General features: G+C 64.6%; 11 protein-coding genes. 10 read left to right on the forward strand and 1 reads right to left on the reverse strand.

Features of this window, described 5'->3' with window-relative positions:
• Positions 1–13: 13 nt before the first annotated feature.
• The 4 genes from NR193_RS14900 to NR193_RS14915 all read left to right on the forward strand — a co-directional run bounded on the left by NR193_RS14900 (position 14) and on the right by NR193_RS14915 (position 5,978).
• Positions 14–1,048 (forward strand): extracellular solute-binding protein, encoded by a 1,035-nt coding sequence (locus NR193_RS14900; RefSeq protein WP_256751561.1) that lies wholly within the window; start codon positions 14–16, stop codon positions 1,046–1,048.
• Between the two features lie 68 nt (positions 1,049–1,116).
• Entirely contained in the window at positions 1,117–2,313 is a 1,197-nt protein-coding gene (locus NR193_RS14905) for a serine hydrolase (protein ID WP_256751562.1), read from the forward strand.
• Positions 2,314–2,345: 32 nt separating this feature from the next.
• Entirely contained in the window at positions 2,346–3,527 is a 1,182-nt protein-coding gene (locus NR193_RS14910) for a serine hydrolase (protein WP_256751563.1), read from the forward strand.
• Positions 3,528–3,653: 126 nt separating this feature from the next.
• Positions 3,654–5,978, forward strand: coding sequence for a Tex family protein (locus tag NR193_RS14915; RefSeq protein WP_256751610.1), 2,325 nt, complete (start codon positions 3,654–3,656; stop codon positions 5,976–5,978).
• Here NR193_RS14915 and NR193_RS14920 read toward each other — a convergent pair whose 3' ends face one another.
• Entirely contained in the window at positions 5,979–6,890 is a 912-nt protein-coding gene (locus tag NR193_RS14920) for a LysR family transcriptional regulator (protein WP_256751564.1), read from the reverse strand.
• Positions 6,891–7,052: 162 nt separating this feature from the next.
• Between NR193_RS14920 and NR193_RS14925 the strand changes: the two genes are divergently transcribed.
• From NR193_RS14925 to NR193_RS14950, 6 genes are all read left to right on the forward strand, one after another.
• Positions 7,053–8,249: an acyl-CoA dehydrogenase gene (locus tag NR193_RS14925; protein ID WP_256751611.1), complete on the forward strand. Its 1,197-nt coding sequence runs from the start codon at positions 7,053–7,055 to the stop codon at positions 8,247–8,249.
• A 113-nt stretch (positions 8,250–8,362) separates the two neighbouring features.
• The gene (locus NR193_RS14930) at positions 8,363–11,722 is read left to right on the forward strand and encodes a DUF2126 domain-containing protein (RefSeq protein ID WP_256751565.1); all 3,360 of its coding nucleotides are present in this window, start codon (positions 8,363–8,365) and stop codon (positions 11,720–11,722) included.
• Between the two features lie 6 nt (positions 11,723–11,728).
• Positions 11,729–14,140 (forward strand): circularly permuted type 2 ATP-grasp protein, encoded by a 2,412-nt coding sequence (locus NR193_RS14935; RefSeq protein ID WP_256751566.1) that lies wholly within the window; start codon positions 11,729–11,731, stop codon positions 14,138–14,140.
• 3 nt (positions 14,141–14,143) lie between these two features.
• Positions 14,144–15,028, forward strand: coding sequence for a transglutaminase family protein (locus NR193_RS14940; protein ID WP_256751567.1), 885 nt, complete (start codon positions 14,144–14,146; stop codon positions 15,026–15,028).
• Positions 15,029–15,180: 152 nt separating this feature from the next.
• Positions 15,181–16,119 carry a glycosyltransferase family A protein gene (locus NR193_RS14945; protein ID WP_256751568.1) on the forward strand — a complete coding sequence of 313 codons (939 nt, stop codon included), beginning with the start codon at positions 15,181–15,183 and terminating at the stop codon, positions 16,117–16,119.
• Between the two features lie 94 nt (positions 16,120–16,213).
• A complete protein-coding gene (locus NR193_RS14950; protein ID WP_256751569.1) occupies positions 16,214–17,320 on the forward strand; it encodes a DNA topoisomerase IB in 1,107 nt (368 codons plus the stop codon).
• The last annotated feature ends 49 nt before the right edge of the window (positions 17,321–17,369 follow it).

Consider the following 17,369-nt stretch of genomic DNA (forward strand, 5'->3'; position numbering starts at 1 on the left):
GGGAGTTAACACCATGAACTGGAAGACAACAGCGACCGCCATGGGGTTGGCGCTGCTCGCATCGACGAGCCTGGCTCGCGCCGATGGCGAACTGAACATCTACAATTGGGGCAACTACACCAGCCCCGACGTGATCAAGAAGTTCGAAGCGAAATACAACGTCAAGGTGACCATCACCGACTACGATTCCAACGACACCGCACTCGCCAAGGTTCGCCAGGGCGGCACCGGTTTCGACATCGCGGTTCCGTCACAGACCTACGTGCCGATCTGGATCAAGGAAGGCCTCGTCCAGGAGACAGATCCGGGCAAGATGGAGAACTTCAAGAACGTGGCGCCGGAATGGGCCAATCCCGATTTCGACCCGGGCCGCAAATATTCGGTGCCGTGGGCCCTGGGCACTGTCGGTGTCGTCGTCAACACCGACGCCTACAAGGGACCGGCCGACAGCTGGGGCATCATCTTCAACACCCCGGATGAGTTGAAGGGCAAGGTCAACGTCGTTCCCGAAATGAACGACGTTATCTTCGCGGCGATCAAGTATGTCGGCGGCCAGCAGTGCACCACCGACAAGGACGTGCTGAAGAAGGTACGCGACACGCTTGTCGCGGCCAAGCCGAACTGGATCGCGATGGAGTACAACACCATCGAGAAGATGGGCGCCGGCGATTTCAAGGCGACCAGCGACTGGAACGGCTCGGCGCTGCGTCAGCGGCTGGCCAACCCGGCCATCCACTACAATTATCCGAAAGAAGGCTTTGGCCTGTGGAGCGACAATGTGGTCGTTCTCAAGGAAGCCAAGAATGTCGAGAACGCCAAGCTGTTCCAGAACTTCATCATGGATCCGGAAAACGCAGCAGGTCTCTCGGCTTTCCACCGCTACGCTAACGCCATCGTCGGCTCGGACAAGTACATGCCTGCCGACATGAAGGACGCACCGGAAGTCGTCATTCCGGCAGCCGACAAGCCGCATGCCGAGTTGCAGCAGATGTGTGCTCCGGAAATCCAGGACATCTACACCAAGATCTGGACCGAACTGCAGAAGTAACTGCATTTCGACGGACCCGGCGGTAGACGCCGCCGGGTCCGTTTTCATGTTCACCGGGGCTCGGCTTCATGGACTCTTACCGCAATTCCGATCCGCGGCCGCCGATCATGCAGGGCTCGCCGCCCGTCATGGTGCTGCCGAAGCTCGACTGGGACCGGCCGCCCTGGAACCGCTGGGCGTTCCAGCATATCCGCGAAATCCTGCCGACCGCCGAAGTCTGGCGCGGCAACGGCCATCGCCACCGTTTGGAACGCGCCGAGGTCGATCTCGACGGGCTGGCGGTGAGCGATAGTGAAGGCGCGCCAACGACACTCGCCGGGCTGCTCGACGAGACCTACACCGACGGCTTCCTGGTGCTCAAGCACGGCAAGGTCGCCTATGAGCGCTATTTCAACGGCATGGGCGAGCGCACGCTCCACTTGTCGCAGTCGATGGCGAAGTCCGTCACCGGCTCGGTGTTCGGCATATTGGTCGGCCGCGGCCTGATCGATCCGACCCAGCCGGTGACGACCTATCTGCCGGAGCTGGCGGAAACGGGCTGGGCCGGCGCCAGCGTCCAGCACGTGCTCGACATGACGAGCGGCGTGCGTTTCTCCGAGGAGTATACCGACCGCTATTCCGACATCGGCCAGGTCGATGTCGCCACCGGCTGGAAGCCGGTGCCGCCGGGCAGCGATCCGGCCTTCCGCTGGCCTTCGCACATATTCGAGCTGATCCTGGGTTTGAAGGAAACGATCCGCCCGCACGGTGCCGCGTTCGAGTACCGCTCGATCGAAACCGATGTGCTCGCCTTCATCATGGAACGGGTGACGGGCAAGCGTCTGCCGCAGCTGGTTTCGGAAGAACTCTGGCAAAAGCTCGGCACCGATGAGAGCGCCTGCTTCACCGTCGACAGCGCCGGCTATGCGGTGGCCGATGGCGGCTTCAACGCGACGCTGCGCGACTATGGCCGCTTTGGCCAGCTGATCCTCGACAATGGCGGCGGCATCGTGCCGGCCGACTGGATCGAGGCGACGCGCAATGGCAGGCACGGGCCGGATTTCAGCCCCAGCCTGCCGGAAGGCAGCTATCGCAACCAGTTCTGGATCGAGGATCCCAGCTCGCGCGCGCTGATGTGCCGGGGCGTGTTCGGGCAGATGATCCATATCGACTGGAACACCGGAATGGTCGTGGTCAAGCTTTCGACCTATCCGGATTTCAGCAATATCGCCTATTCCATGGCGACGCTGAAGGCCGTGCACGCCATCGCCGCCGCACTGAGCTGAATCCCAAAAGAAACGACCTGGAAGGAAACGCCATGACCGGCAAGACCGCGTTCGAGACCCGCTATGGCTTCCGCCGCAACGAGGTGCTGCTCGCCAACTGGCGTGAAAATCCGTTCAACCGCTGGTCGTTCCAGAATCTGGGCGAACTGGTGCCGACAGCACGCGTGGCGGCAGCGCCGGGTGTTGTCGAGGCGCCGGTGCGGGATCTGGGTGGCCTGCTTGGCGACAAGGTCACGGTGGCAAGCGCCGCCGAGACGGTGGCCGCGTTCCTCGTACGATCGAGCACCGACGCGCTGACGGTGATGAAGGGCGGCAAGATCGTCGGCGACTGGTTCGCGCCGCATATGGATTTCGGCGCACGCCACATCATCTTTTCGATCAGCAAATCGCTGACCGCCATCGTCGCCGGCATACTGGAGGGCGAGGGGGTGTTCGACCCGGAAGCGCCGGTTACGGCCTACATTCCTGAAGCAGCCGGCTACGCCTATGGCGATGCGAGCGTGCGGCATGTGCTCGACATGAGCGTCAGCCTCGATTTCGAGGAAGCCTATCTGGACCCGGAAAGCGCCTTTGCCCGCTATCGCCGCGCCACGCTGTGGAATCCAGGCGGCGGCACGGAAAGCCTGCGCGAATTCATCCTGACGCTGCAGCGGCTGGCCGAGCCGCATGGCCAGACCTTCCGCTACCGCTCGCCCAATTCCGACCTGCTCGGCATCCTGCTCGAGCGGGCGTCCGGCCAGCGCTTCAGCGACCTGATGCGCGAGAAGCTGTGGCTGCCGCTCGGCGCCATCAGCGAAGCCTCGATCGGCGTCGACATGGAAGGCACGGCGCGTACCGCCGGCGGCATTTCGGTGACGCCGCGCGATCTGGCCCGTGTCGGCGAAATGATGCGACAAGGCGGCATCGCCAATGGCCAGCGCATCGTGCCGGAGACCTGGGTGCGCGATACGACCAGCTCTGGCGGCAGTTCCGAAGCCTGGCAGCGCGGCACGATGGCCTTCCTTCTGCCGCAAGGACGCTACCGCAACAAATGGTACCAGACCGGTGGGACAAGCGGTGCCTTCTTCGGCCTTGGCATCCATGGCCAATGGCTCTATGTCGATCCGAAGGCCGAAGTGGTGATCGCCAAGATGTCGTCGCAGCCGGAGCCGGTCGACGATCCGCTCGATGTCGAGATCGTCGCGTTCTTCGAGGCGCTGAGCCGGATGGTCTGATCCTCCCCAAGCCGCCAATCAGCCCGCGCTTTCCTGTGGACCGCCGGGCTGCTGGAAACGCGGCGGTTGGCGGACTGGAAGTCTGCGCCTATGGTCGCCGCTCTTTTCGACGAGAGCAGGAACGACATGGCATCCGACATCAAGCGCATCGCAGCCATCATCGCGGCCGAGATCGCCGCGCGGCCAGAACAGGCAGCCGCGGCGATCGAACTGCTCGACGAGGGCGCGACGGTGCCGTTCGTGGCGCGTTACCGCAAGGAGGTGACCGGCGGTCTGGACGACACGCAGTTGCGGCTGCTTTCCGAGCGTCTTGTCTATCTGCGCGAACTCGACGCGCGCCGCGACACCATCCTTGGCTCCATCCGCGAGCAGGGCAAGCTGACCACGGAGCTTGAAGGCAAGATCATCGCCGCCACCACCAAGGCGGAGCTGGAAGACATCTACCTGCCCTACAAGCCGAAGCGGCGCACCAAGGCCGAAATCGCCAGGGAGCGTGGGCTGGGACCATTGGCCGAAGCCATCCTCGCGAACCGCGCGTTGGTGCCTGCCGAACTGGCGCTGGGCTATGTCACCGAGGAGGTGGCCGACGCCAAGGCGGCGCTTGAGGGCGCGCGCGATATCCTGTCGGAACAATTCGCCGAGAACGCCGACCTGGTCGGCAAATTGCGGACCTACATGAAGGAACGCGCCTTCATGCGCGCCAGGGTGGTCGACGGCAAGCAGGAGGCCGGCGCGAAGTTCTCCGACTATTTCGACCATGTCGAGCGCTGGGCAAATGTGCCAAGCCACCGGGCGCTGGCCATGCTGCGCGGCCGCAACGAGGAAGTGCTGTCGCTCGACATCGAGGTCGATGCCGATGACGCCTCGCCGGTCAAGCCGGTCGAGCGAATGATCGCCAATGCCTATGCCATCGGTGGCAGCCTGCCGGGAGATCGCTGGTTGATGGAGGTCGCCGGTTGGACCTGGCGGATCAAACTGTCGCTGCACCTGACGCTCGATCTGATGCGCGACCTGCGCGAGCGGGCCGAGGAGGAAGCGATCCACGTCTTCGCCCGCAACCTCAAGGATCTGCTGCTCGCCGCGCCCGCCGGTTCGCGTGCCACGATGGGGCTGGATCCCGGCATCCGCACCGGCGTCAAGGTCGCCGTGGTGGACGGTACCGGCAAGGTGCTGACAACGACGACGGTCTATCCGTTTCCGCCGAAGAACGATGTGCGCGGCACGCAGGCCGAACTGGCCAAGCTCATTCGCCTGCACAAGGTCGAGCTGATCTCGATCGGCAACGGCACTGGCAGCCGCGAGACGGAAAAGCTGGTGGCGGACATGCTGTCCGACATGCCGTCGGATTCAGGGCCGAAGCCACTGAAGGTGATCGTCAGCGAAGCGGGCGCCTCGGTCTATTCGGCATCGGCGACGGCGGCGGCGGAATTCCCTGGTCTCGACGTGTCGCTGCGCGGTGCCGTGTCGATCGCGCGGCGGCTGCAGGACCCGCTGGCCGAACTGGTCAAGATCGAGCCCAAATCGATCGGTGTCGGCCAGTACCAGCATGATGTCGACCAGTACCGGCTCGGCCGTTCACTGGAGGCGGTGGTCGAGGACGCGGTCAATGCCGTCGGCGTCGACCTCAACACCGCTTCGGCGCCGTTGCTGGCGCGGGTTTCGGGCCTTGGCGCGTCGCTGGCCGATGCCATTGTCGCGCATCGCGATGCGACTGGTCCCTTCGCCAGCCGGAAGGACCTGCTCAAGGTGCCGCGCCTCGGGCCGCGCGCGTTCGAACAATCCGCCGGCTTCCTGCGCATTGCCAATGGCCCGGAGCCGCTGGACGCCTCGTCGGTTCATCCGGAGGCCTATGGCGTGGCCAAGAAGATCGTCGCCGCCTGTGGGCGCGATGTGCGCTCGTTGATGGGCGACAGTGCCGCGCTGAAGGCGCTCGACCCGCGTGTCTTCGTCGATGAGCGTTTCGGCCTGCCGACGGTGCGCGACATCCTGGCGGAGCTGGAAAAGCCGGGCCGCGATCCGCGCCCCGGCTTCAAGACGGCGACCTTCGCCGACGGCATCGACGACATCAAGGATCTGAAGCCTGGCATGCTGCTGGAAGGCACCGTCACCAATGTCGCCGCCTTCGGCGCCTTCGTCGATATCGGCGTGCACCAGGATGGGCTGGTGCATGTCTCGCAACTCGCCGACCGTTTCATCAAGGACGCGCATGAGGTGGTCAAGGCTGGCGACGTGGTCAAGGTGCGCGTCGTCGACGTCGACATCAAGCGCAAGCGCATCGCCCTGTCGATGCGCAAGGACGGCGGCGAAGGCGGCGCACCGAAAGGCGGGCCGCGCGACAATGGCGGCGGCAGGCCGGCGCCGCGTTCGCCGGCGCCACAGCGCCAGCCGGAGCGGCCGGCGCAACAAGGTGCGTTCGGCGCGGCATTGGCGGATGCCTTGAAGCGGAAGTAGCTACCACGCCAGAACAGCCGGCTCTTTCTCGACCTGGCCCAGCAGCCAGTCGCGAAAACTGGCGACGGGCGGATGGCCGCGCTTGTCGTGCGGGACGACGAGATAATAGGCGCTGCGGCTTTGCATGGGCTGGCCGGGCGCCGGCACCAGCTGGCCGCGCTGCAATTCGCCCGCTATGAGGATCAGCGGCAACAGCGCCACGCCGAGCCCCGCCATGCAGGCCTGGGCGGCGGTGCCGAACTGTTCGAACTGCATGCCCGGCCCCGTCGGCGCGCTGAGGCCCTGATGCTCGAACCATTCGGTCCAGGCGCCGGGGCGCGTCGCCATGTGCAGCAGCGGCAAGCGGCCGATATCGGCCGGGGTGGCGATGGCGCGGCCGGCGAGGAATTCGGGTGACACCACGGGCGCCACCGTTTCGCGCACCAGCAGCGTCGAGTCGGCCTCCGGCCAATCCGGCAGCCCATAGTGGATGGCGGCATCCAGCCGCTCTCGGGCGAAGTCGAAGCGGCCAACGCGCGTGACGAAGTTGATGGTGATATCAGGGTTGTTTTCGACGAAATCGGGGATCATCGGCATCAGCCAGCGCGTGCCGAAGGTCGGCAGTATGGCCAGGTTCAGGATGCCACTATGCCGATTGCTCATCAATCCAAGCGCTGCGTCACGCAACTGGCCCAGCGCTGAACGCACCGCCTCGGCATAGATTTCACCCGGTGCCGACAGCCTGACATTGCGGCTGTCGCGCTCGAACAGCCGGCGGCCGAATTGATCCTCCAGCAATCTTATTTGCCGGCTGACCGCGCCCTGGGTCAGATCGAGCTCCTGGGCGGCAGCGGTGAAACTGCCAAGACGGGCCACCGCCTCGAAGGCGGCAAGGGCGCTGATGTTGGGCAAAAGGCGGCGTTGGACACTCATGATCCATTACTAACGCTCATTGATCGGTGAAGCAATTTCGTTTGATTTTTTCAGGCCATGGGCCGATAAGCCGGGCACTTCAGGTTTTTTGTTTTGTGCATGTCGTTGTCCCAAAACCGCTGAACACTTTTGGGCGACATGCATCAGCTCGAGGACATCGCCATGGCCGCCGACAAGAATGCATTCGTCTGGGAAGACCCGTTCCTGATCGAGGACCAGCTTTCGGAAGACGAGCGCATGGTGCGCGACGGCGCGGCGGCTTTTGCCGCCGACAAGCTCGCGCCGCGGATCGAGGACGCCTATCTCAATGAAAAGACCGATGCAGGTATCTTTCGCGAGATGGGCGAGGCCGGCCTGCTCGGCATTACCATCCCGGAAGAGTATGGCGGTCTCGGCGCCAACTATGTGACTTACGGGCTGGTGGCGCGCGAGGTCGAGCGCGTCGATTCCGGTTACCGCTCGATGATGAGCGTCCAGTCGTCGCTGGTGATGTATCCGATCCACGCCTATGGCTCCGAAGAGCAGCGCAAGAGGTACCTGCCCAAGCTCGCCAGCGGTGAATGGATCGGCTGCTTCGGCCTGACCGAGCCCGATGCAGGCTCGGACCCGGGCGGCATGAACACGCGCGCCGAGAAGACGGCGAACGGCTACAAGCTCAGCGGCTCGAAGATGTGGATTTCCAACGCGCCGATCGCCGATGTGTTCGTCGTCTGGGCGAAGTTGAAGGGCGAGAACGGCAAGGACGAGATCCGTGGCTTCGTGCTGGAAAAGGGCATGAAGGGCCTTTCGGCGCCGAAAATCGGCGGCAAGCTGTCGCTGCGGGCGTCGATCACTGGCGAAGTGGTGATGGAAGGCGTCGAAGTCGGCGAGGACGCGCTGCTGCCCAATGTCTCTGGGCTGAAAGGCCCGTTCGGCTGCCTCAACCGGGCGCGCTACGGTATTTCCTGGGGCGCCATGGGTGCCGCCGAGGATTGCTGGCATCGCGCCCGCCAGTATGGCCTCGACCGCAAGCAGTTCGGCAAGCCGCTGGCCGGCACGCAGCTCTACCAGAAGAAGCTCGCCGACATGCAGACCGAGATTGCGCTTGCGCTGCAGGCATCGTTGCGGGTCGGGCGGCTGATGGACGAAGGCAAGATGGCGCCGGAAATGATCTCGATCGTCAAGCGCAACAATTGCGGCAAGGCGCTCGATATCGCCCGTCAGGCCCGCGACATGCATGGCGGCAATGGCATCCAGATCGGCTACCACGTGATGCGCCACGCGCAGAACCTGGAGACGGTCAACACCTATGAAGGCACGCATGACGTGCATGCGCTGATCCTCGGCAGGGCGCAGACGGGTTTGCAGGCGTTTTTCTGAGCGTTCGGTAGCCGTTTAAATTAGGTGCACCGCAACATCTCTGCTTGGAGAATGGCCGCCAAATGTGTCAGGGTTCAGCGAATTCGTTTTGAAACGCTGAATTCCGGGGTCCCATGGCAATTCTGGCAGCTGTCTACCACCTGACCCACTACAAGTATGACCGGCCGGTGGTTCTCGGCCCCCAAATCATCAGGCTGCAGCCGGCGCCGCACTCCCGCACCAAGGTGTTGAGCCATTCGCTCAAGGTCGAGCCGGCGAACCACTTCGTCAACCTGCAGCAGGACCCCTACGGCAATTTCCTCGCCCGCTTCGTCTTCCCCGAGCCGGTAACGGAGCTGAAGATCGAGGTCGACCTCGTCGCCGACATGACAGTCTACAATCCGTTCGATTTCTTCGTCGAGCCGTCGGCCGAAACATTTCCGTTCGAATACCCGGAAGAGATACGCGACGATCTCACCATCTACCGGACACCGGAGCCGGCGGGACCGCTGCTCTCGGCGTTCCTGAAAACCATCGACACCAGCCCGAAGAACACCGTCAATTTCCTCGTCGACCTCAATGCCCGGCTGCAGCGCGAGATCGCCTATATCGTGCGCATGGAGACCGGCGTGTTCTCGCCGGAGGAAACGCTGGCCGCGGCCAAGGGATCGTGCCGCGATTCGAGCTGGCTGCTGGTGCAGATCCTGCGCAATCTTGGCATTGCTGCGCGCTTCGTCTCCGGCTACCTGATCCAGCTCAAGCCCGATCTTGTCGCGCTCGATGGGCCGCCGGGAACCGCCGTCGACTTCACCGATCTGCATGCCTGGTGCGAGGTCTATCTTCCCGGCGCCGGCTGGATCGGTTTCGACCCGACCTCCGGTCTGCTTACCGGCGAAAGCCATGTGCCGCTCGCCGCCACGCCGCATTTCCGCAATGCTGCCCCCATTTCCGGCATGGCGAGCTTCGCCAACGTCGAATTCGGCTTCGAGATGCGGGTCGATCGCATCGCCGAGCATCCGCGCATCACCAAGCCGTTCTCTGACGAAAGCTGGCAGGCGCTCGATGCGCTCGGCAACCAAGTCGATGCCGCGCTGGCGGCTGGCGACGTGCGGCTGACGATGGGCGGCGAGCCGACCTTCGTGTCGATCGACGATTTCGAGTCTGCCGAGTGGAACACCGCCGCCGTCGGGCCGACCAAGCGCGAGAAGGCCGACGCGCTGATCCGAAAACTGCGCGAGCGTTTCGCGCCGGGCGGCTTCCTCCATTACGGCCAGGGCAAATGGTATCCCGGCGAAAGCCTGCCGCGCTGGACCTTCTCGCTCTACTGGCGCGCCGACGGCGAGCCGGTGTGGAGCGATCCGTCGCTGATCGCGCGTGAAAAGAGCGAGGCCGACATCGGCCCGAAGCAGGCCGAAAGCCTGCTCACCGCGATCGCCGGCGAGCTCGGCATCGACAAGAACATGGTCAGCGAAGCCTATGAGGACCCGGCCGAGTGGCTGCTCAAGGAAGGCAAGCTGCCTGACAATGTCGATCCCTCCAATTCCAAGCTGGAAGACCCGGAGGAACGTAGCCGCATGGCGAAAGTGTTCGAACGCGGGCTGACCAAGCCGTCGGGCTATGTGCTGCCGGTGCAGCGCTGGAACAGCCAGGCGTCGAGCCCGCGCTGGCGCTCGGAAAAGTGGAAGACGCGGCGCGGGCGGCTGTTCCTGGTGCCGGGCGATTCACCGGTCGGCTACCGCTTGCCGCTCGGCACGCTGCCCTATGTGCCGCCGGCGCAGTTCCCCTATATCGTGCCGGTCGATCCTTCGCTGCCGCGCGGCCCGCTGCCGGCACGCGAGGCTATCTTGCCCACCGCCGCTCCGGCCGAACTCGAAGGCGCCGACGAAATGGCGCGCCGCCAGCAGGCGGTATCCTTCACGGCGGCCAGTGGCCAGCAGGACCGGGTCGAACAGGAGATCACCGAGATCGGCGGCGCGGTGCGCACCGCGCTTTCGGTCGAGCCGCGCGATGGGCGGCTGTGCGTGTTCATGCCGCCGGTCGAGGCGCTGGAGGACTATCTCGAACTCGTCGCCGCGGCCGAAAACGCGGCAAAGTCGATCGGCCTGCCGGTGCATATCGAGGGCTATGGCCCGCCGCACGATCCGCGCCTCAACGTCATCCGCGTCGCGCCCGATCCCGGCGTCATCGAGGTCAACATCCATCCCGCTTCCAACTGGCAGGATTGCGTTGCGACGACGACGGCGATCTACGAGGAGGCCCGGCTGACGCGGCTTGGCGCCGACAAGTTCATGATCGATGGCCGCCACACAGGAACCGGCGGCGGCAACCATGTCGTGGTCGGCGGCGCGACGCCCAATGACAGTCCGTTCCTGCGCCGGCCCGATCTGTTGAAGAGCCTGGTGCTGCAATGGCAGCGGCATCCGTCGCTATCCTATCTGTTCTCGGGCCTGTTCATCGGCCCGACGAGCCAGGCGCCGCGCTTCGACGAGGCTCGTCACGATTCGCTCTACGAGCTCGAGATCGCCATGGCGCAGGTGCCGCATCCGGACAAGGGCGCGGCACCCCTGCCGTGGCTGGTCGACCGGCTGTTCCGCAACCTGTTGACCGACGTCACCGGCAATACACACCGCTCGGAAATCTGCATCGACAAGCTGTTTTCGCCCGATGGCCCGACCGGCCGGCTCGGCCTGGTCGAGTTCCGTGGCTTCGAGATGCCGCCCAACGCGCGCATGTCACTGGCGCAGCAGCTTCTGGTCCGTGCCATCATTGCCCGCGCGTGGAAAACCCCGCTCGACGGCCGCTTCGTGCGCTGGGGCACGTCGCTGCACGATCGTTTCATGCTGCCGCATTATGTCTGGGCCGATTTTCTCGACGTGCTCGACGATCTCAAACTCAACGGCTTCGAGTTCCGTCCCGAATGGTTCGACGCCCAGCTCGAGTTCCGTTTCCCGTATTGCGGCGAGGTGCAGCATGCCGGCATCAAGCTGGAACTGCGGCAGGCGCTGGAGCCGTGGCATGTCATGGGCGAGCAAGGCGCCATCGGCGGCACCGTGCGCTTCGTCGATTCCTCGGTCGAACGGCTGCAGGTCAAGACCGAGGGGCTCAATCCGGAGCGCCATGCCATTGTCTGCAACGGCCGCATCGTGCCAATGAAGGTTACCGACAACCGTGAGGTGGCGGTGGCCGGCGTGCGCTTCAAGGCCTGGCAGCCGGCTTCGGGCCTGCATCCGGCGCTGCCGGTCAACACGCCGTTGGTCTTCGATATCTATGACCGCTGGTCGGGCCGTGCGGTCGGTGGCTGCGTCTACCATGTCGCGCATCCCGGCGGGCGCAACTATGACACCTTCCCGGTCAACGGCAACGAGGCGGAGGCACGGCGGCTCGCCCGCTTCGAACCGCGCGGCCACACGCCGTCCGGCTATGTGCTGCGCGACGAACAACCCGCGGAAGATTTCCCGATGACCCTTGACCTTCGGCGGCCGGCAAGACTCTGATCAGCGATGGCAAAGGGGAATCACAAGAGGATACGCGGCAAGCCGCAGATCCACAGCCTGCTGGAACACTACCAGCCGATCGACGGCGTCGTCGACGAGATGGTCGATGCTTCAGGCAACCCTCGTCCGGTCTGGAAGGACTTCATCGAGGCGCTCGACGAACTGGGGCCTGAAACGCTCGGCCAGCGCTTCGCCCGCGCCGACCAGTATCTGCGCGACGCCGGTGTCTACTACCGTGTCTACGACAAGGCCGGCGCCAATGAGCGCGAATGGCCGCTGGCGCATGTGCCGCTGCTGATCGAGGACAAGGAGTGGGCTGACATCAGTGCCGGCCTCGTGCAGCGCGCCGAGCTGTTCGAGGAAACCATCGCCGATATTTACGGGCCGAACCGGCTTGTCGAAAAAGGCATCCTGCCGGCTGGGCTGATCGCCGCCAGCCCGGAATATTTGCGTCCCATTGTCGGCACCGTGCCGGCCAGCGGCCATTTCCTGCATTTCTGCGCGTTCGAGCTCGGCCGCGGACCCGACGGCCAGTGGTGGGTGCTCGGAGACCGCACCCAGGCGCCGTCCGGCGCCGGCTTCGCGCTCGAGAACCGCGTCGCCACCACGCGCGCGCTGTCCGACATCTATGGCGAGATGCATGTGCATCGTCTTGCCGGCTTTTTCCGCCGCTTTCGCGACGCGCTGATCGGCATGGCCGAGGAGACCGACGGTCGGGTCGCCATCCTGACGCCGGGACCTCTCAACGAGACCTACTACGAACACGCCTATATCGCCCGCTATCTCGGCATCATGCTGCTCGAAGGCGAGGATCTGACTGTTTCCGGCGGCAGGCTGATGGTGCGCACGGTTTCCGGCCTGATGCCGATCAGCGTGTTGTGGCGGCGGCTCGACGCGGCCTTCGCCGATCCGCTCGAACTGCGCTCGGATTCGCAGATCGGCACGCCGGGGCTGGTCGAGGCGATCCGCCATGGCGCGGTCGCCACCGTCAACGCGCTGGGCTCGGGTCTGATGGAAACGCGGGCGCTGCTTGCCTTCCTGCCCAAGATTTCACGCGCCTTGCGGGGCGAGGAGCTTCTCTTGCCAAGCGTCGCCACGTGGTGGTGTGGCCAGGAGACGGAGCGCGCGCATGTGCTGGCCAATATCGACCGCATGGTGATTGGCCCGGCGCTGTCGACCCGGCTTGCCTTCGAGGATGACGATCAGACGAAGCTCGGCTCGGCGCTGTCCGCCGGGGAGCGGGCGGAGTTGGTGGCGCGCATCGAACGCGGCGGCGGTGACTTCGTCGGCCAGGAAGCGGTGACGCTTTCGACGACACCCGTTTTTGTTGGCGGCTGGCTGGAGCCGCGGCCGGCGAGCCTGCGGGTTTATCTGGCGCGAACCCCGGAGGGCTGGACGGTGATGCCGGGCGGTTTTGCCCGTGTCGGCCTGTCGCTCGATCCGACGGCGATCGCCATGCAGCGCGGCGGCCAGGCGGCGGATGTCTGGGTGGTCAGCGACAGACCGGTGGAGCGCGAGACGCTGCTGCCGCAAGAGAGCGACAGCTTCACCCGCACCAGGCCGGGCAGCCTGCCCAGCCGGGCGGCGGAAAACCTGACCTGGCTCGGCCGCTACATAGAGCGCTCGGAAGACACGGTGCGCATCCTGCGCGCCTACCATGTGCGGCTGGCCGAAACGTCCGATCCCGACATGCCGCTGCTCGCCGATATCAGGGACTATCTCGACCCCTTCGGCATCGATGTCGAGACGGCGATCCCGCCAGGGCTGATCGGCACGCTCGATAGCGCCGTCTACAGTGCCGGGCAGATCCGCGACCGCTTCTCGCCTGATGGCTGGCTGGCGCTGAAGGACCTGTCAAAGACCATCCATCAGTTCGCGACGACGGTGGCGCCGGGTGACGATGCGACAAGGGCGATGACTGTGATCCTGCGCAAGCTTGCCGGCTTCTCAGGCCTGCTGCACGAGAACATGTACCGCTTCGCCGGCTGGCGTTTCCTCGAGATCGGCCGGCGGCTGGAGCGCGGCATCCAGATCGCCCGCACGCTGTCCCGGCTGACCAGTGCCAAGGCGCCGGATGGCGCGCTCGACATGATGCTGGAGATCGGCGACAGCGTGATGACCCACCGCCGTCAGTATCCGGTGCAGACCGGCCGGCGCACGGTGATCGATCTTCTGGCGCTCGACCCGCTCAATCCGCGCTCCATCCTGTTCCAGCTCGAAAGGCTGAAGGCCGAAATCGGCCTTTTGCCATCGGTGGGCGGCGAGGGGCACATGTCGCCGGCGGCCAAGGAAATCCTGCAGCTCAACACGCAGATCGCCATCAAGGAGCCTTCGGACATGACGGCAAAGGCCCTGAACGATCTCGCCTATGAAATCGGCGGCCTCTACAACAGCCTCGCCAAGGCCTACTTCGGATAGCGCATGCTCTACGACATCAGGCTTCATCTCCACTACGACTATGCGGCGGCGGCCGGCGGCGGCCGCCATCAGATTCGCGTGTTGCCGTCGACGATTTCCGGCGTACAGCGCGTCATCGCCGCATCCTTGTCCTTTGCGCCGGCGCCCAATGAACGTTCCGACTTTTCCGACTTCTTCGGCAACAACGTCACCTCGATCGCCTTTCGCGAGGCGCATGATGCGCTCGATATCAGGATGAGTGCGCGCGTTTCGGTGTCGCGGCCCGAGCCTGGGCTCGACGTATCGCCCGATATCGGCCGGCTCAGGCAGGAGCTCGCCGCGGTGCGGTCGCTGGCGCCGTCCTCGCCTCACCATTTTCTGGCCGGCAGCGCTCATTCCGGCATCGACGGTGCGATCACCGGTTACGCGCAAGACAGCGTTGCCGGTTCGGCCGCCGGCACGGCCATGAAGCTCTGCAATCGCATCCATCGCGATTTCACCTATGACGGCGAGGCGACGACGGTGCGGACGAGGGCCAGCGATGCCTTCCGGCTGAAACGCGGCGTCTGCCAGGACTTTTCGCACATCATGATCGCCGGCCTGCGCGGGCTCGGCATTCCTGCCGGCTATGTCAGCGGCTTCCTGCGCACCATCCCGCCGAAGGGCAAGCCCCGGCTGGAAGGCGCCGATGCCATGCATGCCTGGGTCAAGGTCTGGTGCGGGCGCGATGCCGGCTGGCAGGAGTTCGACCCGACCAACGGCATGCGGGCGAGCAACGACCATATCACCGTCGGCTATGGGCGCGACTATTCGGACGTGGCGCCGATCGTCGGCGTTCTCAAGACCACCGGCGGACAAGTCGGCGAGCAGGCTGTCGACGTCATTCCGGTCGTGCTCGAAAAGGCGTAAAACCGAACCCGAAGATGTGTCACGGGCCCATCGGTGCAATTCCAGGTGGATAAGACTGCTTCTCAAACATCGATGCGGCCGCTAGTCTACATCCGTTTCGAGGTGGACAATAATTGCATGTTCTTAGAACGCATCGATGCGGGGTTTTGTAATTGAGAGCGGTCAGCGTCGTAATTCCTGCCTACAACGCGGCGACCACCATCGCGGCAACGCTGGCGTCGCTTCGCAGCGAGGCCGCGGTCATCGGCGAGATCCTGCTGGTCGACGATGCATCGACGGACAGCACGGTGGCTGTCGCGCAGCAGGCCGCGGCGCAGCTGTCCCTGCCGTTGCGCGTGCTGCCGGCCGATTGCCACGATGCCGGCGGCGCCCGCAATGTGGCGCTGGCGCAGGCGCTTCATCCCTGGGTATACCTGATCGACGCCGATGACCTGCATCTTCCGGGCGGATTGCGCGCGCTGCTGCGGCAGGCGGAGAATCAACCGAAAGCCGATATGATCGTTGGCGCCTACCGGCGCCGGGTGAATGGCCAGAATCGGCAGATCAAGGTGCCGAACGGCTATCAGGCTGCCTGCCACGCGAACGCTTCGGCCTATGTCAAAGGCGATATACGCTCGGTCGCCGTTGGCAGCGTGCTGGCTTCGCGGCGCCTGATCGGCGAGACACGGTTCCCGGTCGGATTGGCCTATGACGAAGACACGTTGTTCTGGGCACGGCTGATGAGCAAGGCATCCCTGGCCATGATTCCCGACCCGGTCATGGTCTATGAGGTTTCGGTGGCGCGTTCCGACGACCGCTTTGCCATGAATCCGGTGCGGCGCTTCCTGGATTGGCGCCGAGAACTGCACACACTCACCGATTGCAATATCCCGATATCGGCGCTCAAGACCAGGGAAGGGCTCGTCGCCCTCAAGATCGCCCGCGTCCACTATGCGCGCGGCGACCTGGACACCGCCGCGCGCTTCCTGGCGGTCGCCGCGGCGGCGCCGAAGCGACGGTCGGAAGCCTGGCGCTGCCTGCGCTACAGGTTCAAGCTCGCCGCGCGGCGGCGCCTGTCCGCGCCGTCGATCCAGCTGCAAGGCGCTCTGTAGGCGCCAACCTCGTCGGCGCCGCCGGCTTTTCGGACGATATGTGGAACCAGCAATCGGCCAGCGGATTATCCACGGATATTTGCGTGGAGCGGACATGTTGCAAAGATCCGGGCTGTCGCACGGCCGGTCGGCTGACGAAGATACCGTGGCCAAAAATGATGCGCCGAACGGTGGGGCGCAAACTTCGGCCGATCATGCCGCGCTGACCTATGTCAGCGATGCCGGGCCCGGTATCCGCCGGGTGAAGACGGGCAAGGGATTTTCTTACAGGGGACCAGATGGACGAGCAGTGTCGGACGCCAACAGGGCACGCATCGAGGCGATCGCCATTCCGCCGGCCTGGACGGATGTCTGGATTTCGCCCGATGCCGATGGCCATATCCAGGCGACCGGCAGGGACCAGCGTGGGCGCAAGCAATACCGCTATCATCCACAATGGGCCGACGAGCGTGATGGTGCCAAATATTCGAGCCTTGCCGGTTTCGCCGAAAGCCTGCCCGAACTGCGGCGCCGGATCGACGCCGATCTGCGCCGTCGCGGCTTGCCGCTCGAGCGCGTCGTCGCCGCGGTCGTCTGGCTGCTCGACAATACGATGATCCGGGTCGGCAATGCCGCCTACGCCCGCGACAACAAGAGTTTCGGGCTGACGACATTGCGCGACCGCCATGTCGATATCGTCGGCTCGAGCCTGCGTTTCGCCTTCAAGGGCAAGTCCGGCAAGGAATGGAGACTGAAGCTGGTCGACCGCCGCATCGCCAGGATCGTTCGCGGGGCGCAGGAGCTGCCCGGTCAGAAACTGTTCCAGTATCTCGATGAAGATGGCAACAGGCGGCCGGTCCATTCCGAGGACGTCAATTGCTTTATCAGGGAGGCCGTGGGCACTGACTTCAGCTCCAAGCATTTCCGGACATGGGGCGGCACCATCCGTGCGGCGTCCCTGTTTGCACGGACGGAATTGCCGGAAAGCCGCTCGCAGCAAAAGCAGGTGATGAACGGCGTCATCGACAAGGTCGCCGAGCGGCTGGGCAACACCCGCGCCGTCTGCCGCAAATGCTATATCCACCCGCAGATCTTCGAGGCCTGGGCGCAAGGCCGGCTACTCGACGAAATGATGGAGGCCAACAAGCGCAAGCGCTCGATTGACGGGCTCGATGACGAGGAGGCGCTGGTGCTGCGGTGGCTGAAGACGCACGAGCGCTGACGCGGCACGACGGTCACCAATTCCGTGGCGCCCGGATTTTTTTATCGAC

This window comes from Mesorhizobium sp. Mes31 (assembly GCF_024519675.1).
Taxonomy (GTDB): domain Bacteria; phylum Pseudomonadota; class Alphaproteobacteria; order Rhizobiales; family Rhizobiaceae; genus Mesorhizobium.

Bases quoted from the DNA above. Each gene is read 5' to 3' on its own strand.
- NR193_RS14900 (WP_256751561.1), top strand. From the start codon at position 14: ATGAACTGGAAGACAACAGCGACCGCCATGGGGTTGGCGCTGCTCGCA.
- NR193_RS14905 (WP_256751562.1), top strand. From the start codon at position 1,117: ATGGACTCTTACCGCAATTCCGATCCGCGGCCGCCGATCATGCAGGGC.
- NR193_RS14910 (WP_256751563.1), top strand. From the start codon at position 2,346: ATGACCGGCAAGACCGCGTTCGAGACCCGCTATGGCTTCCGCCGCAAC.
- NR193_RS14915 (WP_256751610.1), top strand. From the start codon at position 3,654: ATGGCATCCGACATCAAGCGCATCGCAGCCATCATCGCGGCCGAGATC.
- NR193_RS14920 (WP_256751564.1), bottom strand. From the start codon at position 6,890: ATGAGTGTCCAACGCCGCCTTTTGCCCAACATCAGCGCCCTTGCCGCC.
- NR193_RS14925 (WP_256751611.1), top strand. From the start codon at position 7,053: ATGGCCGCCGACAAGAATGCATTCGTCTGGGAAGACCCGTTCCTGATC.
- NR193_RS14930 (WP_256751565.1), top strand. From the start codon at position 8,363: ATGGCAATTCTGGCAGCTGTCTACCACCTGACCCACTACAAGTATGAC.
- NR193_RS14935 (WP_256751566.1), top strand. From the start codon at position 11,729: ATGGCAAAGGGGAATCACAAGAGGATACGCGGCAAGCCGCAGATCCAC.
- NR193_RS14940 (WP_256751567.1), top strand. From the start codon at position 14,144: ATGCTCTACGACATCAGGCTTCATCTCCACTACGACTATGCGGCGGCG.
- NR193_RS14950 (WP_256751569.1), top strand. From the start codon at position 16,214: ATGTTGCAAAGATCCGGGCTGTCGCACGGCCGGTCGGCTGACGAAGAT.